30 protein-coding genes and 1 riboswitch are annotated in these 26,313 nt (G+C 41.4%); of the genes, 21 read left to right on the forward strand and 9 right to left on the reverse strand.

The features are described from left to right. Positions 1–182 precede the first annotated feature (182 nt). The 11 genes from MMP72_RS07000 to MMP72_RS07050 all read left to right on the forward strand — a co-directional run bounded on the left by MMP72_RS07000 (position 183) and on the right by MMP72_RS07050 (position 11,320). Positions 183–1,157, forward strand: a complete 975-nt coding sequence (locus MMP72_RS07000) for a TauD/TfdA family dioxygenase (protein ID WP_241315824.1) — start codon at positions 183–185, stop codon at positions 1,155–1,157. 453 nt (positions 1,158–1,610) lie between these two features. Continuing rightward, positions 1,611–3,080, forward strand: coding sequence for a DUF3138 domain-containing protein (locus tag MMP72_RS07005; protein ID WP_241315826.1), 1,470 nt, complete (start codon positions 1,611–1,613; stop codon positions 3,078–3,080). A gap of 25 nt (positions 3,081–3,105) precedes the next feature. Then, positions 3,106–4,194, forward strand: coding sequence for an ABC transporter substrate-binding protein (locus tag MMP72_RS07010; RefSeq protein WP_241315829.1), 1,089 nt, complete (start codon positions 3,106–3,108; stop codon positions 4,192–4,194). A gap of 98 nt (positions 4,195–4,292) precedes the next feature. Beyond that, complete coding sequence (locus MMP72_RS07015) at positions 4,293–5,546, forward strand: MFS transporter (protein ID WP_241315831.1); 1,254 nt, start codon at positions 4,293–4,295, stop codon at positions 5,544–5,546. Position 5,547: 1 nt separating this feature from the next. Continuing rightward, positions 5,548–6,411, forward strand: a complete 864-nt coding sequence (locus tag MMP72_RS07020) for an ABC transporter permease (RefSeq protein WP_241315833.1) — start codon at positions 5,548–5,550, stop codon at positions 6,409–6,411. Between the two features lie 9 nt (positions 6,412–6,420). Beyond that, positions 6,421–7,191: an ABC transporter permease gene (locus MMP72_RS07025; RefSeq protein ID WP_241315835.1), complete on the forward strand. Its 771-nt coding sequence runs from the start codon at positions 6,421–6,423 to the stop codon at positions 7,189–7,191. A 94-nt stretch (positions 7,192–7,285) separates the two neighbouring features. Beyond that, the gene (locus tag MMP72_RS07030; protein WP_241315837.1) at positions 7,286–8,113 is read left to right on the forward strand and encodes an ABC transporter ATP-binding protein; all 828 of its coding nucleotides are present in this window, start codon (positions 7,286–7,288) and stop codon (positions 8,111–8,113) included. A 27-nt stretch (positions 8,114–8,140) separates the two neighbouring features. Next, positions 8,141–8,980 (forward strand): ABC transporter permease, encoded by an 840-nt coding sequence (locus MMP72_RS07035; protein ID WP_241315839.1) that lies wholly within the window; start codon positions 8,141–8,143, stop codon positions 8,978–8,980. Between the two features lie 2 nt (positions 8,981–8,982). After that, complete coding sequence (locus tag MMP72_RS07040) at positions 8,983–10,038, forward strand: ABC transporter substrate-binding protein (protein WP_241315842.1); 1,056 nt, start codon at positions 8,983–8,985, stop codon at positions 10,036–10,038. Between the two features lie 198 nt (positions 10,039–10,236). Beyond that, a complete protein-coding gene (locus tag MMP72_RS07045) occupies positions 10,237–10,452 on the forward strand; it encodes a TOBE domain-containing protein (protein WP_241315844.1) in 216 nt (71 codons plus the stop codon). 46 nt (positions 10,453–10,498) lie between these two features. Continuing rightward, on the forward strand, positions 10,499–11,320 hold the full coding sequence (locus MMP72_RS07050; RefSeq protein ID WP_241315847.1) for an ABC transporter ATP-binding protein: 822 nt from the start codon (positions 10,499–10,501) through the stop codon (positions 11,318–11,320). A 49-nt stretch (positions 11,321–11,369) separates the two neighbouring features. On the opposite strand, the gene MMP72_RS07055 is transcribed toward MMP72_RS07050, so the two are convergent. The 3 genes from MMP72_RS07055 to MMP72_RS07065 all read right to left on the reverse strand — a co-directional run bounded on the left by MMP72_RS07055 (position 11,370) and on the right by MMP72_RS07065 (position 14,402). Beyond that, a complete protein-coding gene (locus tag MMP72_RS07055; RefSeq protein WP_241315849.1) occupies positions 11,370–12,506 on the reverse strand; it encodes a sigma-54 dependent transcriptional regulator in 1,137 nt (378 codons plus the stop codon). A gap of 527 nt (positions 12,507–13,033) precedes the next feature. Beyond that, positions 13,034–13,651 (reverse strand): L-threonylcarbamoyladenylate synthase, encoded by a 618-nt coding sequence (locus MMP72_RS07060; RefSeq protein ID WP_241315851.1) that lies wholly within the window; start codon positions 13,649–13,651, stop codon positions 13,034–13,036. An 88-nt stretch (positions 13,652–13,739) separates the two neighbouring features. Then, positions 13,740–14,402 carry an elongation factor P hydroxylase gene (locus tag MMP72_RS07065; RefSeq protein ID WP_241315853.1) on the reverse strand — a complete coding sequence of 221 codons (663 nt, stop codon included), beginning with the start codon at positions 14,400–14,402 and terminating at the stop codon, positions 13,740–13,742. A gap of 95 nt (positions 14,403–14,497) precedes the next feature. Between MMP72_RS07065 and MMP72_RS07070 the strand changes: the two genes are divergently transcribed. The 7 genes from MMP72_RS07070 (at position 14,498) to lysM (ending at position 18,662) form a co-directional block, all read left to right on the forward strand. Continuing rightward, a complete protein-coding gene (locus tag MMP72_RS07070) occupies positions 14,498–15,058 on the forward strand; it encodes a YceD family protein (RefSeq protein WP_241315855.1) in 561 nt (186 codons plus the stop codon). 74 nt (positions 15,059–15,132) lie between these two features. Then, positions 15,133–15,318 carry a 50S ribosomal protein L32 gene (gene rpmF, locus MMP72_RS07075; RefSeq protein WP_004638135.1) on the forward strand — a complete coding sequence of 62 codons (186 nt, stop codon included), beginning with the start codon at positions 15,133–15,135 and terminating at the stop codon, positions 15,316–15,318. 197 nt (positions 15,319–15,515) lie between these two features. Further along, positions 15,516–16,502, forward strand: coding sequence for an ACP S-malonyltransferase (gene fabD / locus MMP72_RS07080; RefSeq protein WP_241315857.1), 987 nt, complete (start codon positions 15,516–15,518; stop codon positions 16,500–16,502). Beyond that, positions 16,499–17,233, forward strand: coding sequence for a 3-oxoacyl-ACP reductase FabG (gene fabG, locus MMP72_RS07085; RefSeq protein ID WP_241315859.1), 735 nt, complete (start codon positions 16,499–16,501; stop codon positions 17,231–17,233). The genes fabD and fabG overlap by 4 nt, the downstream gene beginning before the upstream one ends. 86 nt (positions 17,234–17,319) lie before the next feature. Beyond that, a complete protein-coding gene (acpP, locus tag MMP72_RS07090; protein WP_004655272.1) occupies positions 17,320–17,556 on the forward strand; it encodes an acyl carrier protein in 237 nt (78 codons plus the stop codon). Between the two features lie 188 nt (positions 17,557–17,744). Further along, positions 17,745–17,990 (forward strand): acyl carrier protein, encoded by a 246-nt coding sequence (gene acpP / locus MMP72_RS07095; RefSeq protein WP_241315861.1) that lies wholly within the window; start codon positions 17,745–17,747, stop codon positions 17,988–17,990. Positions 17,991–18,188: 198 nt separating this feature from the next. Next, positions 18,189–18,662, forward strand: coding sequence for a peptidoglycan-binding protein LysM (lysM, locus tag MMP72_RS07100; protein ID WP_241315863.1), 474 nt, complete (start codon positions 18,189–18,191; stop codon positions 18,660–18,662). 81 nt (positions 18,663–18,743) lie between these two features. On the opposite strand, the gene MMP72_RS07105 is transcribed toward lysM, so the two are convergent. After that, the gene (locus tag MMP72_RS07105) at positions 18,744–19,511 is read right to left on the reverse strand and encodes a hydroxymethylpyrimidine/phosphomethylpyrimidine kinase (protein ID WP_241315865.1); all 768 of its coding nucleotides are present in this window, start codon (positions 19,509–19,511) and stop codon (positions 18,744–18,746) included. A 99-nt stretch (positions 19,512–19,610) separates the two neighbouring features. On the opposite strand from MMP72_RS07105, the gene MMP72_RS07110 reads away from it, so the two are divergent. After that, entirely contained in the window at positions 19,611–20,285 is a 675-nt protein-coding gene (locus tag MMP72_RS07110) for an HAD-IA family hydrolase (RefSeq protein ID WP_241315866.1), read from the forward strand. A gap of 47 nt (positions 20,286–20,332) precedes the next feature. Here MMP72_RS07110 and ribB read toward each other — a convergent pair whose 3' ends face one another. Beyond that, the gene (ribB, locus tag MMP72_RS07115; protein WP_241315868.1) at positions 20,333–20,992 is read right to left on the reverse strand and encodes a 3,4-dihydroxy-2-butanone-4-phosphate synthase; all 660 of its coding nucleotides are present in this window, start codon (positions 20,990–20,992) and stop codon (positions 20,333–20,335) included. A 94-nt stretch (positions 20,993–21,086) separates the two neighbouring features. After that, positions 21,087–21,264: riboswitch (FMN riboswitch) on the reverse strand. Positions 21,265–21,447: 183 nt separating this feature from the next. On the opposite strand from ribB, the gene MMP72_RS07120 reads away from it, so the two are divergent. After that, positions 21,448–21,669 (forward strand): hypothetical protein, encoded by a 222-nt coding sequence (locus MMP72_RS07120; protein WP_241315870.1) that lies wholly within the window; start codon positions 21,448–21,450, stop codon positions 21,667–21,669. Positions 21,670–21,675: 6 nt separating this feature from the next. Next, a complete protein-coding gene (locus tag MMP72_RS07125) occupies positions 21,676–22,854 on the forward strand; it encodes a hypothetical protein (protein WP_241315873.1) in 1,179 nt (392 codons plus the stop codon). A gap of 3 nt (positions 22,855–22,857) precedes the next feature. On the opposite strand, the gene MMP72_RS07130 is transcribed toward MMP72_RS07125, so the two are convergent. The 4 genes from MMP72_RS07130 to rplY all read right to left on the reverse strand — a co-directional run bounded on the left by MMP72_RS07130 (position 22,858) and on the right by rplY (position 26,251). Next, positions 22,858–24,642 carry a patatin-like phospholipase family protein gene (locus tag MMP72_RS07130; RefSeq protein ID WP_241315875.1) on the reverse strand — a complete coding sequence of 595 codons (1,785 nt, stop codon included), beginning with the start codon at positions 24,640–24,642 and terminating at the stop codon, positions 22,858–22,860. 185 nt (positions 24,643–24,827) lie between these two features. Beyond that, positions 24,828–25,208: an aspartate 1-decarboxylase gene (gene panD, locus MMP72_RS07135; protein ID WP_004670039.1), complete on the reverse strand. Its 381-nt coding sequence runs from the start codon at positions 25,206–25,208 to the stop codon at positions 24,828–24,830. Positions 25,209–25,355: 147 nt separating this feature from the next. Then, positions 25,356–25,937, reverse strand: a complete 582-nt coding sequence (gene pth / locus MMP72_RS07140; protein WP_241315876.1) for an aminoacyl-tRNA hydrolase — start codon at positions 25,935–25,937, stop codon at positions 25,356–25,358. 17 nt (positions 25,938–25,954) lie between these two features. Next, positions 25,955–26,251 (reverse strand): 50S ribosomal protein L25, encoded by a 297-nt coding sequence (rplY, locus tag MMP72_RS07145; RefSeq protein ID WP_241315877.1) that lies wholly within the window; start codon positions 26,249–26,251, stop codon positions 25,955–25,957. Positions 26,252–26,313 lie beyond the last annotated feature (62 nt).

Below are 26,313 nucleotides of genomic sequence, written 5' to 3' on the forward strand. Positions count from 1 at the left end.
TAAATCATATTTATAATATAGCTCAATAAAAATCATTATGAATAAATAAGAATGAAATATAATTATTTATTAATGAGAACTTAAATTTTTTAATGACGAATGATTTTTAATCGTGGATACTATTTTTGTTGTTCTAGTCTTATATATTTATTTAAATCAATATCCGTAGAGGAAGTTATAATATGAGCCAGTTAGATAGTATTAACCAAGCCAAATCAAAAGATGCTTATCAATATATTCAGGTTAAGCCATTAACAGGGCGTATTGGTGCAGAAATTAGTGGTATAAAACTGGGTGCAGAATTAAACGAAGCAACAGTGAGCGAAATTAATCAAGCATTGTTGCAATATAAAGTGGTGTTTTTTCGTGAACAGCAGCATTTAGATGATTTGTCACAAGAAGCTTTTGCCCGATTGTTGGGTGAGCCACTGAATCATCCGAGTGTGCCACTGAAAGATGGTACAGAGCATACTTTATCCATTGATTCACGGGGCGGGCGTGCCTCATCTTGGCATACTGATATTACTTTTTTGCCGAATTACCCGAAATATACCATCCTGAAAAATGTGGTTGCACCAGAGGTGGGTGGTGATACAGTTTGGGCCAATACCGCCAGAGCCTATGAAGATTTAAGCCCAGAGCTAAGAACGCTAGCGGAAAGTCTGCGAGCTGTGCATAGCAATGTTTATGATTATGCCAATCGGGTGACTTCAGGTTCGGTAGAAGAGTCGGAAGGTCGTAAACTGTTTACCACTGCGGTGGAGATTGAAACCGAACATCCGTTGGTACGTGTACATCCTGAAACGGGTGAAAAAACCCTAGTCCTTGGGCATTTCTTTAAATACTTTACTGGTTTAAGTCAGGATGATTCACGTCTATTGTTTACTTTATTCCAAAATCATATTGTGCGTTGGGAGAATATTGTACGCTGGCGTTGGGCTGTGGGTGATGTTGCCATTTGGGATAACCGCGCCACGCAACACCGTGCCATTGATGATTATGGCAGTGAATTAAGAGTCGCTTCACGTGTCACACTCGAAGGAGATATTCCTGTGGGTGTAGATGGTCGTCCAAGCAAAGTCATTAAGAATATCGTCAATCAGGATATTAGCCAGCTCAGAAAAGATGAGGGACGAATTTATAAAAAAGTGTCTTAATATTTTTTATATATTTAAGGACAAAAAAGACCTCGTATTCAACAATACGAGGTCTTTTTTATGTTGTTTATTAGACCTATTTCATCATTGTTTATGCCCTTTTGTATTTCTCCCATGAGGAGAAACAAAAGGTATTTATGAAGAAGGTCTATTTTCTTCTTAATATGTTTTATATATATGTATATCAAAAATGTATGAAATAAAACATTTTTCATCCTTATATCAAATTGATATAAATTTCAGTTTAAATCTGCTGTTTGTTAGTAAGCATTCTGCTGAATAATCAGCACCTCAACAGCGAGAATAGCCATAAAAAGGATATCGGTTAAAGTGAAAAGTATAAAAATCAAATAATTATAAAGTGGCATGATTGTTGATATATAACCCCATATTGATGAGTAAATATTTAAATCATTGTACTCATTTATTTTAATCGCATTTTAGGGGCGTATAGTGAAACGAAATATTTTGGCAACATCAGTTGCATTAGCAACGTTATTTCTCTCAACAGGTCAGAACGCATGGGCAGCGGATGATCAAGTATTGGCAAAATTACAGGCACAGCTTGAAGTATTGCAGCAACAAGTGAATAGCTTGCAGCAGAATCAGACAGCCGCACCACCCTCAGGATTTTCTGCTGCTGTAGCAGAACGGGCTGCGGACAGTGATGAATATGTCGAGGAAGATACCTCGGGCATTATTGCCACCAAAAGTGATGTCGATGGTCTACGTGCTCAGTTTGAGAATTATCAATACGATCAGGAGCGTTTACGTGAGCGTAACACGGTCAAGTCAGCGCGGGATACCACCTTCTTTGGTACAGTGCAAACCCGTATTCAGAATACTTCTACACCCATATCGGCTGGCAATACCAATGCATGGGAATCACGTAAGCTGAATTTTGAAGTGCCACTGGCACAATTTGGTGTACGCGGTAACTTGTATCGTGATTACAAGGAAGGTAAGAATCTGACCTACCAATTGTCCTTTGGTTATGCCAAACGTAATGGCAGCAACACCAGTGATCTCAACCTGCAAGATGCCTTCTTACAATATAGCTTTGCTCCAACCAATGGCGGGCTGGAAGATCCGAAGCTGACACTGGCATTCGGTCAACAGCAGATTCCATTCGGTCAAGAAGCACAATCTCCGGAAGATTTACGTCCGACTATTACTCAGGCGCGTGCCATTGGGCAGTTGGGTCTGGGTACGCGTCAGATTGGTCTGGTTTTACGTGGCGATCTTAAACCTTATACCGACTATGCCGCGAACTATCGTGCACCATTACTGGAATATGCATTGGGTGTCACCAACGGGAATGGTTTTAACAGAACCGATGACAACAATAATAAGGATTATGTCGGTCGTCTGGCATTCACCCTGCCGGTGGACTATGCCAGCATCTTCCGTGAGTTGAAGTTTGGTGCGTCCTATAAGAAAGGCGAGAGCAATATTGTTGGCGGTACACCGACCGATTTGCTGACCGATAAAGGCCGCAACGATGTGCTGGGTCTGGATATTTATTATAACCATGCACCGTTTGGCGTGACCTATGAATATTACAAGGGCATACGCGATACCTTGCAGGTGGCTAGCGGCAATATTGCCGAAGTGAAATCGGAAGGACAAACCGCCACCCTGTTCTATACCGTTGGTGATCAGTTCTATAACAGTATTAAAACATCAGCAAAATTCGATGACTTCTGGCCAAAATCCATTCAGGCCTATTACCGCTATGACACCTTTGATCCCAATACCTCAAGCAAAAAAGAAGTCGGTGAACTCGACATTCATTCGGCAGGCTTGAACTTCTTTTTCGCTCAGACCACCAAATTTCAACTGGGTTTAAGTCGCTGGAACTTTGCCAATGCGACCCAGAAAGACTACACCGAAGTATTGGCCCAGTTCCAATACGGCTTCTAATTTATTTTGAATGAGTGATTACAACATGAAAGAGTTAAGTAAACGTTTATTGATTATTGCCAGTGCAAGTGCTGTTTTTGCTGTGGCTTCATCCAGTCTTTTTGCTGCGGAAAATCCCAAAGAAGTTCGGATAGGCGTATCGTCTGCGGGCGTGGGAGGCAAACCGAGAACGGGTGGTGGTTTTACCGCGAATGCACAGGTACGTAGTGTGTTGGAAAATGAATTTAAAAAAGACGGGATCAAGGTGGTCTGGAATTTATTCCCAGGCGCTGGCCCTGCAACAAATGAGGCTTTTGCCAATAAGAAAGTTGATTTTGGTCTGCATGGGGATTTGCCATTGATTGTCGGGCGTTCTACTGGTCTAAAACACAAGATCATTTTAACCACCAACAAATTTGGGCCAGTGTATGTCACCGTACCTGCGGATTCTTCTGCAAAATCGGTTACGGATCTGAAGGGTAAAACTTGGGCGACACACAAAGGTACTGCGACACAGTTATCGGTAGGTCGTGTACTACGTAAATACGGACTGGAAGAAAAAGATATTCGTCTGATCAGTCAGGACCCTTATTCACAGCGTACCTCACTGTCTACTGGGGATATCGATGCAGCCGTGATTACCCCGTGGGCACTGGCGGCACGTGGTGTGGCTAAACCGATTGTTGAGATTCGTCGTGACCCGTTGTTAAGTACCCCAAGCACCTTGTGGGTCGGTGAAGAGTTTGAGAAAAAATATCCGCATATTGTGCAACGTGTTGTGACGACCTTAGTCAAGGAAGCGCATTGGGCATCGCAAGAGGCAAATCGTGATGGTCTATTCAAGATATGGGCACAAAGTGGTAACCCCTACGACGAATATCGCCGTGACTTTAACGGTTACAAGCTGATTGAGCGTGTCAATCCAGTCATTGATGACTATTACGTTGCAGCGCTTACTCGTGCCATTGGTCAAGCCAAAGATTATAAATTGATCCGTCGAGATGTCTCTCTGAATGGCTGGATTGAACGTAAATATCTTGATAACGCATTGAAACAGCTAAATCTAGAAAACTACTGGCCGAAATATGATGCCAATGGTAAGCACATCGCTGGTACAGGCACTGGGCTTCAATAAATGTTGATTTGTGATGACAGTGGTCATGAGCCGCTGTCCACAGATAGCTTTTACCTAGGTAATCGCTGTGTGGTTTTGCTGTTGTTGGATGATGATTTATGACTAGCCCCGTGCTACCAAAATATTCTGATAAAACTCGATTTATGTTGAGTTTTATCTTGGTTGCTTCAACTGCTGGTCTGGGAATTGGCACAGCTAAAGTGGCAATCTCACTGTTTGCCATCGAGTTAAAGGCTTCAGAGTTTGAAATGGGATTGATCGCTGCTTCCCAGATTATTGGCATTCTGTTTATGGGTTTACCGACAGGTGCATTGATTCAACGTTTTGGGCCTTTGATTTTATTTAGTACAGGTAGTTTGTTGGCAGGCATTTGGTATTCCTTTATTCCATTGGTGCAACAAGCGTGGTTTCTGATTTTATGCAGTACGTTGGTGAGCTTTTGTATGCCATTGCGTTTTGTCTCGCTGAATACCGTATTTATGAGCCAGTTACATCAGATTGGTGCAGCTAAAGCGGGATGGTTTCGTGGCGCGCACATGATTGGCTTTATGTTGTTGGGGCCCATGTTGGCAGTTTGGCTGATTCATAGTCTGGGCTTTGCTGGTGGTTTCTGGGCATTGGCAACCTTGTTTCTCGTGCCTGTGCTGATTGCCCCTGTGATGTTTAAAGACTACAAGGTGGATCGACAGACTGCACCGCGTTTGAGTTGGCAAGCATTATTGCAACCTGTGTATTTGCTTAAACAGGGATTGGCATTGCGTTATACCGCACTGATCGAGTTTGCCAGTAGTGCTGCCATGATGTACTTCACTTTTTTTATCGTAGTGATTGCGATTCGCCATTATGACTTTAGTGCAGTGGCGGCAGCGAGTTTAGTTTCATTGTATGGCGTGGTGTACATGGTTGCGCTGTTCGGGGCGGGGATATTGCTGGAGCATTTTGGTGAAAAGAGACTGTATGAATTCGGTTTTGTTCTGGTTGCTGGTGGCTTGTTGTGTTTAGCCATGCCATTGACTGAACAATGGTTATGGGTCGGTGCACCATTATTTGGACTGGGTCTAGGTGTGGTCAATGTGGTGAATTTATCTGCATTTGCCACGGTGGGTCGTCGTGTTGGGATGGCAAATGTCTCGGCACTGTCTTCTTTCATCGGACCTGTCGGCAGTCTGTTGGGCAGTATTTTAGGTGGTTTGTTTGGTCATGTGTGGGGATTGCAAATGTTATTTTTTCCACTGGCTGCGGTGTTTGTGGGCTTAATTGTATTAACGCATTTAAAGCATCCCTTCGGCAGCAGCCATGCAGAACAAGCCGATGATTCAAAAATAGATATTTTAACAAATGTGGATGGTTAATATGACAAATTCTCATCAACACAAAAATATCCAGACCACCGAAGCTGATCAATTTGATGTATTGCCGCTTTGGGCAACGGTGCGTCATGGACTCATCCATTTGGGGCAGTGGGGCGGACGTGTACTGATTGGCTTCATTGTACCGTTCGTTGTGTTGGTGCTCTGGCATTTTCTTTATAAAAGCCAATGGTTGGCGGAACAGATTTTACCCAGTCCACAACTGGTTTGGCAGACCTTTTGGGAGTTGCTGGGTACAGGTGAGCTGAGTGAGAACTTACTGATCAGTCTTCAGCGGATTGGCTGGAGCGTATTACTTGGCGGAGGTATTGGTTTAGTGGTGGGTTTTGCGATTGGTTTATCACGTAAAGCCTATGACTATCTGTATCCGACCTTTAACTTGATCGCCCAGTTTCCTGTGATTGGCTGGATTCCTTTATTGCTGATTTTCTTAGGGATTGAGGAAAGTCTAAAAATCGTGGCAATTGCTTTGGCCGTGGTGGTGCCTGTGATGGTGGCAACCTATAAAAGTGTTTTAAATGTCTCTTCCAAACTGCTTGAAGTGGCGCAGGTTTATGAATTTAGTCGGTGGCAAACGCTTAGCAAAGTCATTATTCCTGCGGCATTACCCAATATTGTGGGTGGCTTACGACAAGGCGTGATGCAGGCATGGTTGGCATTGGTCTTTGTGGAACTGCTTGCCAGTAGTGAGGGCATTGGCTATCTGATCGTCTGGGGACGGCAATTGATTCAACCCGATATTGTGTATATGTCAATTATTGTGATTGGTGTGGTGGGGTACTTGCTGGATAGCATCTTGCAATTCATTGAGCAGCGTTTTAACCGTTGGCAGAAGCAGGCATTTTAGGAGGTTGATATGACAGTTTTAAATAAATTGCAAAGCTTAAACTGGCGTGGACTGGTGATTCCCATTGGCTTTATTGGGCTGTGGAGTCTCGCTTCATGGTTGAATTGGGTCAATCCGAAATTGATTCCTTCTCCACTTGCGGTGTTGCATACCGCTTGGGTTCATTTGTTTCAGCTCGAGTTTTGGCAAAGTGTTGCTGCAAGTTTGGCGCGTGATTTGAGTGGTTTTGTGATTGGTAGTGTCTTGGGGATTGCTTTTGGTGTCTTGGTAGGGACATCCAAAATTGCCAATTATTTGTTTGCACCAAGTTTTAATGTCGTGCGTCAAGCGTCGTTATTTGCATGGTTGCCACTGATTTCCACCTTTTTAGATTATGGCAACAGCGCCAAGATTTTATTTATTTCACTATCCGTATTTTATCCAGTGGCACTGCATAGCATTGAGGGTATCCGTAGTGTGTCTCTTAATCAGTACGAAGTGACACAAGTCTATGAGTTTAGTCGTTGGCAGCAATTACGCAAATTGATTTTACCTGCGGCTGCACCACAAATTTTTGTCGGTTTGCAGTTGGGACTGATTTTTGCGTGGTTGGCCACCATCGGGTCAGAGTTTCTATTGGCTAATTATGGCATTGGTCTGGGCAATATTGTGATTCGAGGGCGTGCGGCATTGGATGTCAGTTTGATTGTGTTTGGCTTGCTGGTGATTGGACTGATTGGTGTGGCTTTAAACAGTATCGCCTTAGCTGTTGAACGACACTGGCTGGCTTGGCGGCGTTAGTGATTTTCAAAACATAAATTATTTTAAATCATAAGATTAGGTTTTTGTCGAGCATCCAGAAAAACGTGGGAAACGGCAAAACAGGAGTACAACAATGAGTAGTCATTTAAAGATTGAACATGTATATAAAACCTTTCCTGCGAAGAAAGTAAAAGGAGAGATTACTGCCGATTTTGTCGCAGTCGATGATATTTCCATTCAGGTCAAGGCGGGTGAGTTTTTGGTGATTGTTGGGCCAAGTGGTTGTGGTAAATCGACCTTACTGGATTTATTGGCTGGTTTGACCACACCGAGTCGTGGAGAGATCACCATTGATGGCAAAACGATCACTGGACCGGGTTTAGATCGTGGCATTGTCTTTCAGCAATACGCATTATTTCCGTGGTTGACGGCATTACAAAATATCGAGTTTGGCTTGGAAGCCAAAGGCATTGCCAAAGCAGAACGTCGTCAAACTGCACAACATTTTTTGCAATTGGTAGGTCTGACAGATTTTGGACAGCATTATCCGAGTGAACTGTCAGGAGGTATGAAACAGCGTGTCGCCATTGCTCGTTCGCTGGCTTATAACCCTGATGTGTTGTTGATGGACGAACCTTTTGCCGCCCTTGATGCCCAAACACGGGAAACTTTACAGAGTGAGCTACTGCGTATTTGGCAGCAAACGGGCAAGACCGTGATTTTTATTACGCACAGCATTGATGAAGCCATTTATTTAGGGCAACGCATTGCCATTATGACGTCACGGCCGGGACGAATTAAAACCGTGATTGATGTGCCTGAAAGCTTAAAAAATCAACAGGAGGATGTGCGCTCTAATCAGGAGTTTGGGCAACTACGGCATCACATCTGGACTTTACTGCGTGAAGAAGTGGACAAAGCGCAAGCTTTAGAAAAACACAGTCAACTTGCCGTCGCTTGAAGAATAAAATGATAAGGAGTGATTCAGATGAGTAGTTCAAAAACAGCCCTTGTAACGGCTAAACAGATTTCAAACCCTTTAGCGCTTGTTCAGAGCAAATATTATGATTGGCAATGGGTATTCTTGCTTTATAAACGTAGCATCGTACTGATTCTGTTTTTTGCATTATGGGAAGCCTTACCGCGTTTAAATATTGTTGATGCTGCTTTTTTACCTCCGATTAGTAAAGTATTGGAAGCAGGTTGGAATCTGATTGTAAATGGTCAACTTTTTGTGCATTTACAAGCCAGTTTAACGCGTTCTTTGGGGGCATTTTTTATTTCGCTATTTACTGCCATTCCATTGGGTTTTGCGATTGGTTGGTATCGTGGTTTTTCTGATTATTTAAATCCATTACTGGAACTGCTGCGTAATACCAGTGCATTGGCAGTATTACCTGTATTTATGCTGTTTTTAGGAATTGGTGAAGCTTCTAAAATTGGACTGATTATTTTTGGCTGCTTTTTCCCGATTTTACTCAGTACTATTTCAGCGGTACGCAATGTGGACCCATTACTGATTAAATCGGCTCGTACACTGGGTTTAAATGATTTAAAACTGTTTACTAAAGTGATTTTACCCGCAGCTATTCCTACAATTTTTGTGGGCATTCGTTTGGCAGGGACAGGCTGTATTTTATTATTGATTGCGGCTGAAATGATTGGTGCTAAAGCAGGATTAGGTTATCTGATTATTTATTCTCAATATAACTTCCAGATTCCTGAAATGTTTGTGGGGATTATCAGTATCACTACATTTGGTTTTTCATTTAACTATTTATTACTTGCCATTGAAAAACGGTTTACCGCATGGAAAAGAACAGGATGAAGATGAATATGCAATATAAACATGCTTCAAATATTTTAAAACTTATCCAAAGTTCGATTTTGATCTGTGTCAGTGTATTTTTATTTGCGTGTAGCAAACAAGATCCAAACCCAGCACAAGGTGAATTGAATGTTGTGGGGAAACCCTTAGAGACATTGAGTTTTAATTATATGGGGGCAGCAGGTGTGGTTGGGCCGATCGCACTTGCCGAAGATCTAGGTTATCTTGCGCCTGTGAAACCGAACTATGTTGGGATTGCAACAGGAGGCCCACAAGGTTTGCAGGCAGCTTTAACTGGAGATGTGGATATTAGTAGCTCTTCATTTGTCGGTTCGATTGTCAATGTGGTTGCTGGTAAGGCGCCAATGGTCGCAGTTGTCGCTGCTTATGGTTCTCCGCCAGATGATAACAAAGGCTACTATGTCCTTGAAAATAGTTCGATTAAACAGCCTCGTGATCTGATTGGCAAAAAAGTGGCAGTGAATATTCTAGGGGCACAGGCAGAGGTGATGCTCAAAGAATGGCTAAAACGTGGAGGATTAACGGCTGACGAAATTAAACAGGTGACTTTAGTGGTGGTTCCGCCTGGTAGTGGTGAGCAGGCATTACGTCAGGGGCATGTACAGGTTGCAGCTTTGACAGGACCAGCGATTGAGCGTGGTAATGTACGTGTGCTGTATCGTGACTGGGAAATGTTTGGAGATAAAACTTTAGGGGCTTATGCCATGTCCAAACGTTATCTAGATAAAAACCCCAATACTGCAACCCATATTGTGACTGCTATCGGTCGAGCCTTTGAATGGGCAAATGCACATCCTCGGGAAGAAGTGATTGCTCGTTTTGAAAAGATTATCGAAAAACGTCAGCGTATGGAAAATTCTGACGCCTTAAAATATTTTTATGGTTGGGGCGTTGCTGATGGCGGTAAATTAAAAGAGGAAGATTTTAAACTCTGGATTGACTGGCTAGAAAAGGATGGACAATTAAAACCAGAACAGATTAAGGCTGATCAGGTCTATACCAATCAATATAATGCTTATGATCAAATCAAAAAATAATGATGAATCATCCTGATATATTTAAATATGAGGGTGATTTTTTGTTTTTGGAGATTAATGTGGTTAAGTTGGGTTTTATTTTATTATTTATAAATATTATTTTTTATGCAATGAAAATCATTTATTATTGGTTTTAATATAAATATAAAGTGATTAATATGAATTGAATGTTTTTTTGTTTTATATAGGTTTTAGAATATGAGCTCACTTGTGATTAATGTGCGTAACCAGTTTAAAGGTGTGGTTGAAGAAATTATCGAAGGTTCAGTCGTGACTGAGGTTGATGTCAGAACACCAGCGGGTTTATTCACATCAGTGATTACCACCCGTTCAGTAAAAAGTTTAAATTTACAGGTTGGTTCAGAGGTTTTAGTTTTGATTAAATCGACTGAAGTGGCACTTGCTACATTCTAATGCAATTCAGGTTTTATTATATTTGTTTTACAACAGGGGGACGTTGATGACGTATATAACTGGCGCATTAAAGATTCAGCAGGTCAATAAATATTATCAGCAGAAAAATGATCAGGATTTGCAAGTACTTGAAGATATTTCGCTCGATATTCAGGCTGGAGAATTTATCAGTATTGTCGGCAGTAGCGGCTGTGGAAAATCAACCCTACTGAGACTGTTGGCAGGGCTGGAACAATCCTTTCAGGGCAATATAGAAGTTGATGGCCAAGTTGTGGTGGGAACCAGTTTAAAACGGGGGATTGTGTTTCAGGATCATCGTTTATTTCCGTGGCTGTCAGTACGGGAGAATGTCCGTTTAGCACTGGAAAATAGTCATTTGAGCCGTGCTGAACAAGATCAGACCATTGATGAACATTTGGAATTGGTGGGCTTAACTGCGTTCCAAAATGCTTATCCATCGCAATTGTCAGGTGGGATGAGTCAACGGGTTGCCATTGCTCGAGCATTGGTCAATCGTCCTGATATTCTATTACTGGATGAGCCATTTGGTGCGCTGGATGCCTTGACCCGCGCCAATTTACAACAGGAATTACAGCGTATTTGGCAGACTGAAAAAATCACCATGATTATCGTGACGCATGATGTTGATGAGGCGGTTTTTCTCGGGGATCGCGTGGTGGTTATGCAGCCGCATCCTGGACGAATTAAACGTATTCTTCCTGTCACCTTGCCACATCCTCGTCATCGGGAAGATATACGATTGACTGCTATTCGCAATGATATTCTGTCCGATTTTAGCCAAACGGAACCAGAACAATTATTGGATCTGGTGGCGGAACCGCTGGGACATTATCAATTTGCATGGTAAAAATATTGCCTATAGACGGGCTGTTGCCCGTTAGGCATTTATATAAAAACTAAAGTGAAATATCGAACGCAGGTATCGCCTCATCACCAATGAGTTTATATTTAAGTAAACGAGCTCTCACCACATTGCGACTGACACCCAACAATTTTGCTGTTTGCATTTGATTACGATGGCAATATTCATAAGCCACCCGAATCGTTGTTTCTTCAATCAAGGCATCCAGATTTTCATCGACATGATGATGATCTGATTCAAACAGTTTCAGTAAGGCTTGTTGTAAATGTTGTTTAGGCAATTGAGAAATTGCAGGATGATCTGTGTAACGATGCGCAATATCATCGAATGAATGTGATGAATGCATAGGACGTTCTTTTGCCTGTGCATTGAGTGTTGCAAAACAAAAATCAGTGGGCTGAATGATATTATCTTTGCAGACCAACAGGGCATGGTGAATGGCATTTTCCAGTTCACGAATATTGCCAGGGTAGTTGTATTTTAATAACTTTTGTATAGCGATTGCACTCAGCTTGGCATAGGGATAACCTAGACGATTACAATATTCTTCAATAAAATGATTTGCCAAAGGCAAAATATCTTCAGGACGATCTGCCAGACGATGTACATGCAAACGAGCGACATTTAAACGGTAAAATAAATCCTCGCGGAATTTACCTGCCTGCACCGCAGCTTCAAGTCGAATATTGGTGGCAGCAATAATCCGAATATTCAGTTTAATCGGTTTTAATGAACCCACTCGGTAGATTTCTCGCTCTTGCAAGACACGTAACAGTTTGACTTGCAGGGTTGGTGACAAATCACCGATTTCATCTAAAAATAAAGTGCCTTCATTGGCGGCTTCAAACCAACCGATTTTATTTTGAATTGCGCCTGTAAATGCTCCTTTTTCATGTCCAAAGAGTTCACTTTCTGCCAAACTTTCAGTCAAGGCACCACAGTTCACGGCAATAAAAGCCGCATTTTTGCGATGACTCAACATATGAATATGTCGGGCAACCAATTCTTTGCCTGTACCTGTTTCACCAATAATCAAGGCACTGGCTTCACTCGGCGCAATTTGTTCAATTCGATGTAATAAGGCACGAGATTTACTGTCCTCATAAACGACAGCCATCGCACGTTCAGACTTAGATAATCGTCGTGACTCTGGATGGATTAAAATAGACATCGCTATCTTCTCGACTGGTTGTGAATTAAGCGTACAATATTGCATGAATAGTTTTAGTGACAAAAATCATTTATCGTTCTTAGTTATGCAGGTTTAGTTAGATGAAATATCTATAAATCTATGCTTATAATAGGGCTATGATGATATTTTATAAAAATAATATAACTTTTGTTAAATTGAGCTATTTATTTTATTAGCTAAAAAAAGACTATATTCATCATAAATAAATGATTCTAAAAATAAATAATCAGATTATATTTATTTCATTCCGTTATTGAATAATACGCTTATGATTTTATGATCAATTGGCTGTGGTTTAAGTTGTGCTATATATATGAAAAAATAAATTTTTTGGAAAAAAACCAACCTAATCGACTTGTAAAGCAGGTGCGGGATGAGCTTGTTGTAATTGAAACAGTGGATGCACTTGTTATTAAAACATCTGTGCATCACGTATTATCTACAGGTTTATTGAAGCAATGGTTTGATATTAAGCTCTACTTATGACTCGATTTTATTGTTTCAGATTATTCAAAAGCACTGACATCACCGATACCACGTCGGATGATTTCTGGGTTTTCACCAGATAAATCCACAATACTTGTCGTTGCTAACATTCCAAAACCACCATCAATAAATACATCAATACGCTTGCCAAGCTGATTTTCAATATCAAATGGGTCATCCAAAGGGTCAGCTTGATCAGGTAAAATCAGGGTACTGGTCAGTAACGGCTCATCTAACTCTTTTAATAATGCTTGGGCAATTGGATTACTTGGGATGCGCAGACCGATGGTTTTTTTCTTTGGATGCATCAAACGTTTCGGTACTTCACTGGTCGCAGGCAAAATAAAGGTTGTTACAGCAGGGGTATTGTTTTTTAACAGTCGATACATCGCATTATCGACTTTGGCATAGGTTGCAATATCAGACAAATCGCAGCACATAATCGCATATTGATGTTTTGGACCTAAACCACGAATTTGAGCAATCCGTTCCATCGCACTTTTATTGCCAATCTGACAGCCAATCGCATAGGCGGCATCAGTCGGGTAGACGACAACATCACCCGCACGAATACGCTCGACGGCTTGAGTGATTAAACGAGCCTGTGGGTTTTCAGGATGAATATGTAAATGCAACATTATTATAACTCCCTGATCTTTATGGCTGAATTTAGTATGAAACGTGTTGTGGGCATGTTGCAAGTCTTTGCTGTGATAATTTTGTCATTTAATCAAGGTATTCACGTTTAAATTCATTGAGTTGTAATGGTGAGCCGTTGCGTGTACAAAGACAAATGCAATCAATAAAATGCGCTGCATCACGTGGTAACTTTGCTTCGCCAGAAAAATAACGTTGTACTTGTGCAAAAACATGATCTTTAAATTGATTTCCGTTACCACTATCGCCTGTCAAATTATCTAAAGACACACGGAATTTTCGCCCAAATGCAGTTGCAAATAACCATTCAATCGCTTGTGGTTTAATCTCAACCTGTTCAAATAAAGCCTGTTGTTCTGCCGTCCGCCCATCAGGTGCATACCAATATCCAAGATCAGGGAGTAAACGGCGTTTTTCACCCGCAATCGTCCAATGGCTGATTTCATGCAAGGCACTATTAAAAAAACCATGTGCAAATTGAATCTTGGCAGGTTCAATCAAAGTGGCAGGGAAATATTCAGGTTCAAAATCTCCTTTGACTAAAGTGACATTATGGTGGGAAAACCAAGAATTAAAGTGTAAAATAAGCCAATCGACCTGTTCTGATTCTGTCGTTAAGTTTTGCCATGATACATGTTGCACGTGATCTGGCATTAACACAGGAACAGAGGTTGAATGGGTGCTAACAAGTAATAAAGTTGTTACTTCAAGTTGCGGCTGCAACAGGTGCATTGCTGTGTTACCCTGAGTTCTGTCGAAAGAAGTGCAAAATTGTATCTTAATCTTTGACAGAGTACCGATGAATTTGTAGAATTGCCGCCTTAATTATGTCAGCAAATACTTTTCCAAGCCAAATCGAGCCATTTAAATGGGCTGAACAGGGCTTTACATGGTCAGGAACACTGCCATTGTCTCGCTTTGCTCGTATTGCTCGAGAAGCTGTTGGTTCAATTGATGATCAATTGACCAACATAGACTGTAAGCTATCAATGGATATCTATCATCGTATTGTATGGTTAGATGGACATATTGAAACTAAAGTTCCAATGGAATGCCAACGTTGTTTGGGAACTGTTGAAATTGAATTGGTTTCAGACGTTCATTTAGCTTTGATTGATGATGAGTCACTGATAGAGCGATTGGATGAGGATGCTGATTTCATCGTTTTAGGTGAAAGTGAATCTTCGAAAAAAGGTGATTTTGATACACCCGCATCGATTAATTTACTCGCATTACTAGAAGATGAACTGTTATTGTTGATGCCTTTATCTCCTAAGCATGATGCTTGTGAGCATAAGCATCGACCTGCCACTCAGGATGATGTCGAAGAAAAGCGGGATAATCCGTTTGATGTTTTGGCAGGCCTGAAGGGTAAACTTAGCTCATAATTTATGTTATAATGTTGAGTTAAGACAACCGAATTTGTTCTGATCCATTTTTTCGATCTTTGTAAGGAGCCATCATGGCCGTTCAGCAAAACCGTAAAAGTCGCTCTCGCCGTGACATGCGCCGTTCACATGACGCTTTAACCGAGAATGCATTATCTGTAGACCAAACTACGGGTGAAACTCATCGTCGTCACCACGTGACTAAAGATGGTATTTACCGTGGTCGTCAATTATTCGCTAAAGCAGCTGATGCTGAATAATTGAATCATATGCATTAAGCGTTAGCTTAAAGTATAGAAAAAATGGGAGCGAAAGCTCCCTTTTTTGTTGTTTTTCGCAATTATAAAAAGATTTAATCAATGTTAAATTGCCGCATCGCTAAAGAGTCTATCGTCATTCTCATGTAGAATCATGAGTGTTGATGAAATTGGCAATAGACTAATTTAAGGATTTTTATATGTCGACTAAACGACTTGAGCAGGCTGCTCAAGCAACAAAAACAGCATTTGTTTTTCCGGGTCAAGGCTCGCAAAAAGTAGGTATGTTGGCTGAACTTGCAGAGCAGTTTAGTGTTGTTCAAGACACCTTTGCTGAAGCATCGGAAGCGCTTGGTTTTGACCTTTGGCAGATTGCTCAAAGTGGTGAAGGTTTAGACCAAACTGAAAATACCCAACCTGTGTTACTCACCGCAAGTATCGCGTTGTGGCGTGTGTGGTTAGAGCTAGGGGGGATCGTACCGAAATACTTGGCTGGACACTCTTTAGGGGAATACAGTGCGTTAGTTGCAGCTGAAGCAATGACGCTGGGTGATGCAGTGAAGTTGGTCAATTTACGTGGCAAGCTTATGCAAAGTGCCGTCCCTCAAGGTGAAGGTGCGATGGCTGCAATCCTTGGTTTGGCTGATGAAAAAGTGATTGAGCTTTGTCAAAATGCATCTGCCACAGGTCAGGGTTCGGTTGAGGCTGCAAATTATAACGCGCAAGGTCAAGTCGTGATTGCGGGCAGTACTGCATTGGTTCAGCAAGTGATGGCTGAGGCAAAAGAACAATCGGGTAAAGCCATTGCATTGCCTGTTTCTGTACCTTCGCATTGTTCATTGATGAGATCAGCAGCAGAACAGTTTGCTGATGCTTTGGAACAAACTGCCATTGAGCTACCCCACCTTCCTGTAATACAAAATGTCAACGCGGAAATCGCTACGGATGTTGCTCAATTACGTCAGGCATTAACTGCTCAATTGTATCAATCGGTACAATGGACGCGTACGATGCAATATCTACAAGATCAGGGTATTCAGTATGTGGTCGAATGTGGACCGGGTACAGTACTGAGTAATCTTGCCAAGCGATTACCGAACATAGAAAAAGCATTTGCCATTGATAGCAAAGCACGTATGGAAGATGCCCTAAACGCAGTGTTAGTGGCAGAAGGAAAAATTGCATGACACAACAACGAAAAGTTGCGTTAGTGACAGGAGCAAGCCGAGGTATTGGCGCAGCAATTGCACAGCAACTCATTCAAGACGGTTTTTTTGTGGTTGGCACCGCGACCTCTGAATCAGGCGCGCAAAAACTGACAGACAGTTTTGCTGAGCATGGAACAGGTGCGGTACTCGATGTTCGTGATGGCACGGCAATTGATGCACTTGTTTCACATATCGAGCAGCAATACGGTTCGGTTCTGGTGTTGGTCAACAATGCGGGAATCACCAAAGATAATTTGTTATTGCGTATGTCTGAAGAGGATTGGGATGACATTCTCAATATCCATCTTAAAGCCGTTTACCGTTTATCCAAGCGGGTATTGAAAGGCATGACCAAAGCACGCTTTGGACGCATTATTAACATCAGTTCAGTGGTTGCACATTTTGCTAACCCTGGACAAGCCAATTACTCAGCAGCAAAAGCAGGGATTGAAGCATTCAGTCGTAGCTTAGCGAAAGAGATGGGGAGCCGTCAGATTACGGTGAACAGTGTTGCACCTGGTTTTATCGCAACTGAAATGACTGATCAGTTAAGCGAAGATGTTCGTAAAAAAATGATCGATCAAGTAGCTTTAAATCGTCTAGGTGAACCCCAAGATATTGCAAATGCAGTGAGTTTCCTTGCAAGCGATAATGCTAGTTACATTACTGGTACAGTTTTACACGTAAATGGTGGTTTATACATGGCCTAAGTGGCGATGGATAAACTTTTAAAAATTTTAATATTCAATTAAACTAGTGGCAAATTAAAACGCCACAAGCAATGAGGAGAATTCCTGTGAGCGATATCGAACAACGCATCAAGCAAGCTGTAGCTGAACAATTAGGTATGCGTGCTGAAGAGATCAAAAATGAAGCATCTTTCATGGATGATTTAGGTGCTGATTCTTTGGATTTGGTTGAACTTGTTATGTCTTTTGAAAATGACTTTGACATCACTATTCCAGATGAAGATTCAAATGAAATCACAACAGTCCAATCTGCAATTGATTATGTAACCAAGAAACTTGGTTAATCATCTTGCATGATCGAAAGCCACCGTAAGGTGGCTTTTTTATGATCTAAATTTTAGAAGAGCGTAGAGAATATACATATTTTTACAAGAAAGAAATCGGTTTGGAATACCAATAGAATCTATTTGGGTGTATAAAATTTGTGCTATTCAAAATAACGTATTAAATCATAACAACAAAAGGAAACTTTATGAAAAATATAGCAGAACGTATTAAAGAAATCATCATTGAGCAACTTGGTGTAGATGAGGATGAGATTACGCTTAATGCAACTTTTACAGATGATCTAGGTGCTGACTCTTTGGATATCGTTGAGCTTATTATGGCTTTTGAAGAAGAATTTGGCATTGAAATTCCAGATGAAGAGGCAGAGAAAATTACAACAGTCCAATCTGCAATTGATTATGTGACTAATAACGTGGGAGAAGATGTCTAAATTGCCTAATGCTTTGAGTTGATCGAAAGCCACCATGCAGTCGCTTTTTTGTAGCTCATTTTGGAGAATTAACTTAAAAATATACATAGAGTTACAAGACTTGCTTAAATTGAAACCAGCGAAATATTTTTTTTAGGTATAACTAGAAATTAGGTCGACTTTGACCAAGCATCATCAATAATTACAGAGGAAAAAACAATGGGTCTTTTTGATTTTGTTAAAGGTATTGGTAAGAAGAATACAGCTCCAGCAGAACCACAAGCTACGCCAGCATCATCAACTGAGCCTTCGGCTCAGGAAATTGCAAATAAATTATTAGGTTTAATCAAAAGTTTAGGTCTAGGTATCGAAGGTTTAGCAGTGACTTATAATGGTACGACTGATACTGCTGTGATTAAAGGGCAGGTAAAGAGCCAAGCCGATAAAGAAAAGATTGTACTTGCTGTTGGTAATACTGACCATGTGGCACAAGTTGATGATCAAATGACGGTTGAGACAGCTGAACCTGAAAGTAAGTTCTATACGGTTAAATCAGGTGATAATTTATCTAAGATTTCAAAAGAGTATTATGGTGATCCAAATCAATACAATAAAATTTTTGAAGCGAATCGACCACTACTAAAAAATGCAGATGATATTTTCCCTGGTCAGGTGTTGCGTATTCCGCAATAATCTGTGGGTACTAAGAAAGGCGCTGAATGCGCCTTTTTTTAATGAATGATGTAGAGAAATATTGATCTTGTTATAAGCGACTTAAAACCGTTTTGGAATCTTTTGCCCATTCAGGACGGGTGTTTCCGCATGTTTTAATACACCAAATAACCATGTTTCGGCATGCTGAACCGCAATTTTTAACGAATCGCCCAATGCCAAACGTCCAGCAATAAAACTGGCTAAAGAACAGCCTGAACCATGATATTGACCTTCTAAACGAGGGCAACGGCTTTCTGCAATCATTTTTCCATCAGCATACAGTACATTACGGATATGATCAGGCGTATCTTCATGTCCACCTTTAACCAGCACCGCTTTTGCACCCATTTCAAAAAGTTTTTCTGTGGCTTGTTCGATATCTTCTACGCCTGTTAACGCTCTTAACTCAACGGTATTGGGCGTAATCACGGTTGCTAGTGGAATCAGTTCAACAAATGCTTTGACTAATGTTGCCTGATCTCCCAATGAGCCACCGCTATTTGCAACTAAAACAGGATCGAGTACATATAAATAATCTGGATGAGCACGTAAAAATTCAGCCAAAGCCGCAATATTATCTGTGGTGCCTAACATGCCTGATTTAACACATTTAATCGGGAGGTCATCAACCACGGCATTGGCTTGTGCGAGTAGTAACTCTTTTGAGGTCGCTTCAAAACCAAACACTTGCTGCGAGTTTTGAATGGTGAGCGCTGTGCAGGCAATTGCAGCATGAGTGCCACTTTGCCCGATTGCTTCAATATCCGCTTGTAAACCAGCGCCGCCTGATGGGTCTAAACCTGAAAAACAAAGTACGGTAGGACGCACTGCAATTTCCTTTTATGTTTTAATTTACGTTAGTATAAGTATAGATAAGTTTCGGGAAACTCTCGACTATGTTGTGTAAGGCTTGAAGAGATTGAGTGAATGACGATCAAAAATATTCTGATTGATTTAGATGGTACGTTGACTGATCCCAAAGCAGGGATTCATGGTTCTATTCGTTTTGCTTTAGAACAGCTTGGTCAACCATTAGCAGATGAGTTTGATTTAGATTGGACTATTGGTCCTCCGCTCAAAGCTTCATTGGCAAAACTATTGAATACGCAGGATGATGCTCTGGCTGAACAGGCGTTGGCTGCTTATCGTGAACGTTTCTCTGTTATAGGTCTATTTGAAAACAAAGTCTATCCAACGGTCGCTGAGACCTTACAACAACTGCAAGCTCAGGGATATGGCTTATTTCTAGCTACAGCGAAGCCAACGATTTATGCAAAACAAATCTTGGTTCATTTCAACTTAGATCAATATTTTACTGAAATGTATGGCAGTGAACTCACAGGCGAGCGCACCAATAAAGCGGATTTGATTGCTTATATTCTTGAAAAAGAGCAGTTAGATGCGCAGCAATGTATTATGGTCGGTGATCGTCAATATGATGTGATTGGCGCACGTGCCCATGGGATCGAAACCATTGCCGTAAACTATGGTTATGGCACCGTAGAGGAATTAGCCCAAGCACAGCCGATTGTACAGATTTCCCAGTTTAATGAATTAATTGAGTGTGTTGATCAGTTAAATGCAGAACGAAAGGTTTCTTAAAAATTGATTGATAAAAAAGCCTCGATCATTCGAGGCTATTTTTTAAATTAAACATTATGCTTTAAACGATATTGCACCAGTTCTTCAATACTAATCACTGTTAAACCATGGGTTTGAGCATACGCTAAAACTTGAATGCCCGAAGCCATCGAACCATCAGGATTGGTCAACTCACAGAGTACGCCAGACGGTTTTAAACCTGCTAAACGCGCTAGATCAATCGTTCCTTCGGTATGTCCACGACGTGTGAGTACACCACCATTACGTGCGCGTAATGGGAAAACATGACCCGGACGGCTGAGGTCGCTGGCAACAGCACCTTCTTGAGTGGCTGCAAATACAGTAGTGACACGGTCTTTGGCAGAAACACCTGTGGTCACGCCATGCGCAGCTTCAATGGTCACGGTAAACGCGGTTTTAAACTGACTGGAATTGTCCACGACCATTGGTGGAAGCTGTAAATGGTCTGCCAATTCTTCCGTTAAGCAAAGACAAACAATACCTGAACCATCACGGATCATTTGAGCCATGGTTTTGACGGTCAATGTTTCGGCTGCAATAATGAGGTCAGCTTCATTTTCACGATCAAAATCATCCATCACCAACACAGGTTTGCCTTGGCGGATATCTTCTAAAGCTTGTTGAATACGTTGTTCAGCAGGAGAAAGGGCTGAAAAGAAAAGTTCAGGTTGAATTAAACTGGACATAATGAAACGCTCTCGTAAATAGGATACGGTTGAACATTTCAGGACTGATGTAAAAATAAGCGTGCACTAAAACAAGCTGAAGTTGTTCCAGTGGTTTCGTCTTCTTTCATCCGGACTATACCGTCGGCTTTGGTATCTCACCAAATCTGCGAATATATCGGGGGAATATTTTCATTGTCCCTCAATATACAGGCTCGTGGGCTGATTAGGTCATTGATGATCAAAGCCTAACTTACCACCGGTGGGGAATTTCACCCCGCCCTGAAGCGATGTGTCCTGATTATAACTAGATTTTTTAAGAGAAAAAGAATTTTTTATAGAATGAATTGTTCTATAAAAATCAAGAATAATTCCGAGAGACCATACTATTTTCCATTAATCAGTGAAATTGGTAATCGGTCATCATTGAGCATAAACTCAAAATAGAGAACAACAATAAAGTAAGGGGATCGCCCATGGAAAAAGCAGTTCAGACTGATCTGGAACAACTTGCACAACAAATACACAGACCCGTGATTAATCTTAAAGATTTTTCTCATTTATCCGCACAAGAGTTGGCTTGGTTAAATCAGCAATTACAGCAAACGGTTCTAGACGAAAATCGAAAAATTAACCAGCGTTTATTTCAAGTCCCATTTTTTCTACGCTTCCTTTTCAAGAATAAAACGGAGAGGTGAGTACAAATGACTCGATTAGCAGTACATGCTGAAATTATAAAGCTTGCACGGACCCTAAATGTTTCAGAACAACAACTGGTCTTCTTGCAAACAATAGCACCAGAAAGCCTGAGACAATTTCGCTTTGCAGTAATTGAATTATTACAAGATCAACAAAAAGCACGATTTCGATATTTGGCAACTTGGGTCAATTGGTTGCCAAATGGGTTAAATGTTTTCATGGTGAAACGATTTTTAGATCCGCTGATCGTGGCACAAATTGCGGTGCATCTATCGACTGAAAATTTATATCGAATTGCTAAAAAATTACCTGCCGAAACACTTGCTGCGATTTCAGTTCATCTTGATCCTCGATTGGCACGAGAACTACTCGTATTTTTAACGACGCATCAAATTATGGAGATTGCACAGGTTCTTTTGCAACAACGTGACTTTGTGACTATGGGGCGGTTCGTGAGCATGTTGTCTGATGTTGTGGTGCAAGATGTTGCTCAGATGGTTGAGCAAGAAAGTGACCTGTTGGAAATCGCTTTTTATATTGAATCCAGAGAACGTATTGATCATTTGGTTCATGTGTTACCGAAAGAGCGTATAGAACAGGCATTATTGATTATTTGTGATCCGACACAACGTTTGGTCTGGCCCAAATTATTGGCATTAATGAGCCATATTGGATATGAATTAAAACAAGAACTTGGTGATTTAGCCGTACAGCAAGGTGAAACGGTGATCAATGCCATTATCCAAGCTGCTCAGGAGGATCAACTTTGGGAAGATATGTTGCCTGTTGTTGCTGCTCTATCTGTTCAGGCCCAGCATTATGTTGCAAATTTGCCTGCATTACGACGAGTCGAGATTATTCAAAGTATCGTGGCGGCCGCAGATCATCGTCACTTATGGCCTGATATGTTGGTGGTGGTGAATTATATGCAAGATGAAGCAAGAGAAGTGGTTGCGACAGCAATTGCACAAATTGATGAACAGGTGTTACATCACATTGCCTATGCATCTTTGTTACGTTCGCAATGGGAAGTGACCTTCGATATCGTGCGTCGTATGCCTATAGAGAAACAGCGACAATGTCGAAAAATTCTCAATATTTATATGCAGCAATTGGACACCGAGACTTATCAATATTTAGATGCTTTATTGGATCATTATCAGATTGATCTCGCTGTATATTGAGGATCAAGGTAGCGTATCGCGGATAGGTAATAATGTTGCTAAAGCATGTTCATAACCGCGTTCTACTAATTCATCTAGCTTATGCCAATCAAACATGCCGATACCCTCAATTGGCATACGAATATGTAAATTTGCCCGTTCAATCGCGGCTGCTTGGATCATGGTATCACTGGCGAGTGTTGCAGTACGCATTAAAATCTCAGCCAGTCGTGGTGCAGGCAGGAGCTTATCTTTAATCAATTTGTTCCAGTTGAGCAAGGCACTTTGGTCCGGCTCATTTAAACCAATACCCGGTATACGAATATCATCATGCAAGCTGACATTGCTGGCAATAATGGTACCTCTTTCCAGATTTTGCATGACATCAGTGGGCAGGTTATTAATGACTCCACCATCACATAATAAATTCTCATGCCATGCCACAGGTGGCGCAACGCCAGGAACGCTCATGCTGGTGCCGACCCACGTTGCCAGTTCACCTTGATCGTGAATGACGGCTTGCCCCGTTGATAGATTGGTTGAAATACAATAATAAGTTCGTTTCAGTTCTTCAATGCGCTGATGTCCAAAAATAGCTTGTAGCCGACTATGGAATCTTTGTCCGCGGATTAAAGACACTCGAGGCATGGTATAGTCATTTAGGTAATTTCGGGCAACAAAGGTTTCATAAGCGATATGGGTCATTTCAACACTATCAAATCCACATGCGACCAATGCCGCAACGAATGCGCCCATACTGGTTCCACCTACAATATCAATCGGGATATGTAATTGTTCCAATGCGCGAATTAGACCAATATGGGCAAAACCACGTGCACCGCCACCACCAAGTACCAAACCTAAACCTTGACTTGAGATCTGCCGAGCAACAGCACTGATATCAGCCTGTGCCCAAGGATGGATAAAATAGTGAGCACGAGCACGATAGAGCTGTTTCCAGATCAATGTATGTGGTGAGGGATCTCCCTCAGAGCGTAATAGCACCAATTCAATCGGGCTTTGCCAATCATATTGATTTAATACATCGACAAGTTGGGTTTGAACAGGTGAGTGATTGGCTTCGGCTAAAATTAAGATTCGATCTGCTTGATGTAAACAGCGTTTTGACCATTCATCGTCATGGCTGTGTGCAGCATAGAGGACATAACAGTGCTTTTCTTCTAAACTTGCTAACCATTGACGTAATCTTAGATCATCCGCACCGTAGTCGAGTGGGGTTTGACTAAATCCAATGCCAAATAGTGCATCAACATGTGCGGCTGTGACTAAGCGAACATGTGGCCAGCGTTGTAAATGCTCAGTTAATTGTTCTGCGAGATGAATGGCGGGAATCTGCGGTGTGGCAGGGATAACTGATAGCGTTCGGTTATGACTCATGGCATGGGTATGCTGGAGATCGGGTTGTGAACGAGTAATGATGAGTCGGGACAAGGTCAGTAAAACGTTTGGATATTGATGAATGAAGTCTAAAAATGGTTGCTGCGGAATTGCAAATAGGGTGGTATCTCGGATGGCATGAACTGTACCGTGATGAGGTTGTTTGGAAATTGTCCCCATTTCTCCCACGATGTCGTGACGGCCCAAATAGGTTGATAAACCTGAAGCGGTGGTGAGTTTAACCCGTCCATAGGCAATAATATAAACATGATCGGCACAGTCATTGAGCTGATAAAGCATTTGCCCTGTTTGTAAATGCAAAACACGACAATAACTGGCTAAGGTGTTTAGTGGGTCAGCATCCAACTCTGCAAATACTGTGACTTTACTCAGCGTTTTTATAATATCCATATTTTTCAAATTATCTTTATTTTCTATTCATTTAATAAAGCATTGAGCTGTTTTACAAGTATGGTTACGTTAAATAGGGCTTTTGTTTAGGCATTTTTTGTATGTATGCTTTGGGGAAATACTGTTATTTAGGCATAAAAAAGCCAGTTCATTTTTGACTGGCTTTTTCGAAATCTTTTTAAAGCTTATGCAATTTGCACAGGAATACAGTTAGCGGTGTGGCTCACTGTATTGTTTGGGTTGGCATAAACTAAACGTGGTTTGTGTAGATCTGCTTCTACTTCAGTGAAGTCACCAAAGGTCGCAATAATCACCAAATCGCCGACATCAGCTTGGTGTGCTGCGCCACCATTGACTGAAATAATGCCTGAATCATCTTCACCACGGATGGCATAGGTTGTGAAACGTTTGCCGTTAGTGACGTTCCATACGTGGATCTCTTCGTATTCACGAATCCCTGCTAAGTCCATTAATACACCATCAATTGCACAAGAACCTTCATAATGAAGTTCAGCATGTGTCACAACTGCACGGTGAATTTTACATTTTAATAAACGAGATAGCATGGCTAGCGTCTCCTGAGTAAGACCTAAGATGAATATCTTATGGTTGACTTTTCACGTTTTCCGCGGGCTATTTGGCGGTTCGATGCGCATTTTGCGCTTAAAAATGCAATATGGCAAGTATGATTGTTCAACAATATAGTCGTAAGTTTAAGCGGGTTTGTAAGCATTAATTTGATTCATCGCCAGTGAAACTTTTCCATCAACAAGTATTTTCACTTTAGATAAAGCATGATCAATTGCTGCATCCATTAAATCTTGTTCACTGCTTGGGGCTTTGTTTAGTACATGACCTGCAACACGCTCTTTAGAGCCAGGATGTCCAATTCCAATCCGTAAGCGGTGGAAATTAGCACCAAGATGAGGAACGATATCACGTAGACCATTGTGTCCGCCGTGCCCACCACCTGTTTTCAAACGAATCACGCCAGGATCCATATCCAGTTCATCATGAGCGATTAAGATCGATTCAGGAGAAATCTGATAGAACTTAGCGAAAGGGGCAACACTTTGACCAGAACGGTTCATAAACGTTGTTGGGAGTAATAGACGTACGTCATGACCTTCAATTTGACCACGACCACTGAATCCGTGAAACTTTGGATCAGTTTTTAAATGAATACCATAACGATCTGCAAGCTGTTCTACAAACCAGAAACCTGCATTATGGCGAGTTTGGGCATATTCCTTTCCAGGATTGCCCAAACCAACAATTAGCGAAATATTTGACACTAATTAGCCTTTAACACTTATGCGCGGATGAAGTCAGCGTGCATAGGTGTATTTTTTGCTGGATGACGTTGTAACGCTTTGATTTTAACGTTTTCAACTTGATCACCGATTTGGATCTCAATCACTTCTTCAAAGAAAGCGTTGTTTTCTAAAGCTTTAACGATTTGACGAAGCTCTAAAGTAACTGTTACAGGCTCAGCGCTACCACCATAGATGATTGCTGGAATTTTTCCTGCGTGACGAAGGCGGCGGCTCGAACCTTTCCCTTGTAGTGCAGCTTCACGTGCTTGAGCATTTAATACGAAGTTTGCCATGGGCATATCCTCATTGAGTTTTAAGAGACTAAACTTGCGACCAGTTTAGTGATAGAAAACCC

The organism is Acinetobacter sp. NIPH 2699 (assembly GCF_022549355.1).
Lineage (GTDB): Bacteria > Pseudomonadota > Gammaproteobacteria > Pseudomonadales > Moraxellaceae > Acinetobacter.

Bases quoted from the DNA above. Each gene is read 5' to 3' on its own strand.
- MMP72_RS07010 (WP_241315829.1), top strand. From the start codon at position 3,106: ATGAAAGAGTTAAGTAAACGTTTATTGATTATTGCCAGTGCAAGTGCT.
- MMP72_RS07040 (WP_241315842.1), top strand. From the start codon at position 8,983: ATGAATATGCAATATAAACATGCTTCAAATATTTTAAAACTTATCCAA.
- MMP72_RS07035 (WP_241315839.1), top strand. From the start codon at position 8,141: ATGAGTAGTTCAAAAACAGCCCTTGTAACGGCTAAACAGATTTCAAAC.
- MMP72_RS07120 (WP_241315870.1), top strand. From the start codon at position 21,448: ATGGAAAAAGCAGTTCAGACTGATCTGGAACAACTTGCACAACAAATA.
- MMP72_RS07000 (WP_241315824.1), top strand. From the start codon at position 183: ATGAGCCAGTTAGATAGTATTAACCAAGCCAAATCAAAAGATGCTTAT.
- MMP72_RS07060 (WP_241315851.1), bottom strand. From the start codon at position 13,651: ATGTTGCATTTACATATTCATCCTGAAAACCCACAGGCTCGTTTAATC.
- MMP72_RS07015 (WP_241315831.1), top strand. From the start codon at position 4,293: ATGACTAGCCCCGTGCTACCAAAATATTCTGATAAAACTCGATTTATG.
- MMP72_RS07130 (WP_241315875.1), bottom strand. From the start codon at position 24,642: ATGGATATTATAAAAACGCTGAGTAAAGTCACAGTATTTGCAGAGTTG.
- MMP72_RS07030 (WP_241315837.1), top strand. From the start codon at position 7,286: ATGAGTAGTCATTTAAAGATTGAACATGTATATAAAACCTTTCCTGCG.
- panD (WP_004670039.1), bottom strand. From the start codon at position 25,208: ATGCTATCTCGTTTATTAAAATGTAAAATTCACCGTGCAGTTGTGACA.
- rplY (WP_241315877.1), bottom strand. From the start codon at position 26,251: ATGGCAAACTTCGTATTAAATGCTCAAGCACGTGAAGCTGCACTACAA.
- MMP72_RS07045 (WP_241315844.1), top strand. From the start codon at position 10,237: ATGAGCTCACTTGTGATTAATGTGCGTAACCAGTTTAAAGGTGTGGTT.
- MMP72_RS07070 (WP_241315855.1), top strand. From the start codon at position 14,498: ATGTCAGCAAATACTTTTCCAAGCCAAATCGAGCCATTTAAATGGGCT.
- fabD (WP_241315857.1), top strand. From the start codon at position 15,516: ATGTCGACTAAACGACTTGAGCAGGCTGCTCAAGCAACAAAAACAGCA.
- acpP (WP_241315861.1), top strand. From the start codon at position 17,745: ATGAAAAATATAGCAGAACGTATTAAAGAAATCATCATTGAGCAACTT.
- fabG (WP_241315859.1), top strand. From the start codon at position 16,499: ATGACACAACAACGAAAAGTTGCGTTAGTGACAGGAGCAAGCCGAGGT.
- MMP72_RS07055 (WP_241315849.1), bottom strand. From the start codon at position 12,506: ATGTCTATTTTAATCCATCCAGAGTCACGACGATTATCTAAGTCTGAA.
- MMP72_RS07025 (WP_241315835.1), top strand. From the start codon at position 6,421: ATGACAGTTTTAAATAAATTGCAAAGCTTAAACTGGCGTGGACTGGTG.
- MMP72_RS07050 (WP_241315847.1), top strand. From the start codon at position 10,499: ATGACGTATATAACTGGCGCATTAAAGATTCAGCAGGTCAATAAATAT.
- rpmF (WP_004638135.1), top strand. From the start codon at position 15,133: ATGGCCGTTCAGCAAAACCGTAAAAGTCGCTCTCGCCGTGACATGCGC.
- MMP72_RS07125 (WP_241315873.1), top strand. From the start codon at position 21,676: ATGACTCGATTAGCAGTACATGCTGAAATTATAAAGCTTGCACGGACC.
- MMP72_RS07020 (WP_241315833.1), top strand. From the start codon at position 5,548: ATGACAAATTCTCATCAACACAAAAATATCCAGACCACCGAAGCTGAT.
- ribB (WP_241315868.1), bottom strand. From the start codon at position 20,992: ATGTCCAGTTTAATTCAACCTGAACTTTTCTTTTCAGCCCTTTCTCCT.
- MMP72_RS07110 (WP_241315866.1), top strand. From the start codon at position 19,611: ATGACGATCAAAAATATTCTGATTGATTTAGATGGTACGTTGACTGAT.
- MMP72_RS07065 (WP_241315853.1), bottom strand. From the start codon at position 14,402: ATGCACCTGTTGCAGCCGCAACTTGAAGTAACAACTTTATTACTTGTT.
- lysM (WP_241315863.1), top strand. From the start codon at position 18,189: ATGGGTCTTTTTGATTTTGTTAAAGGTATTGGTAAGAAGAATACAGCT.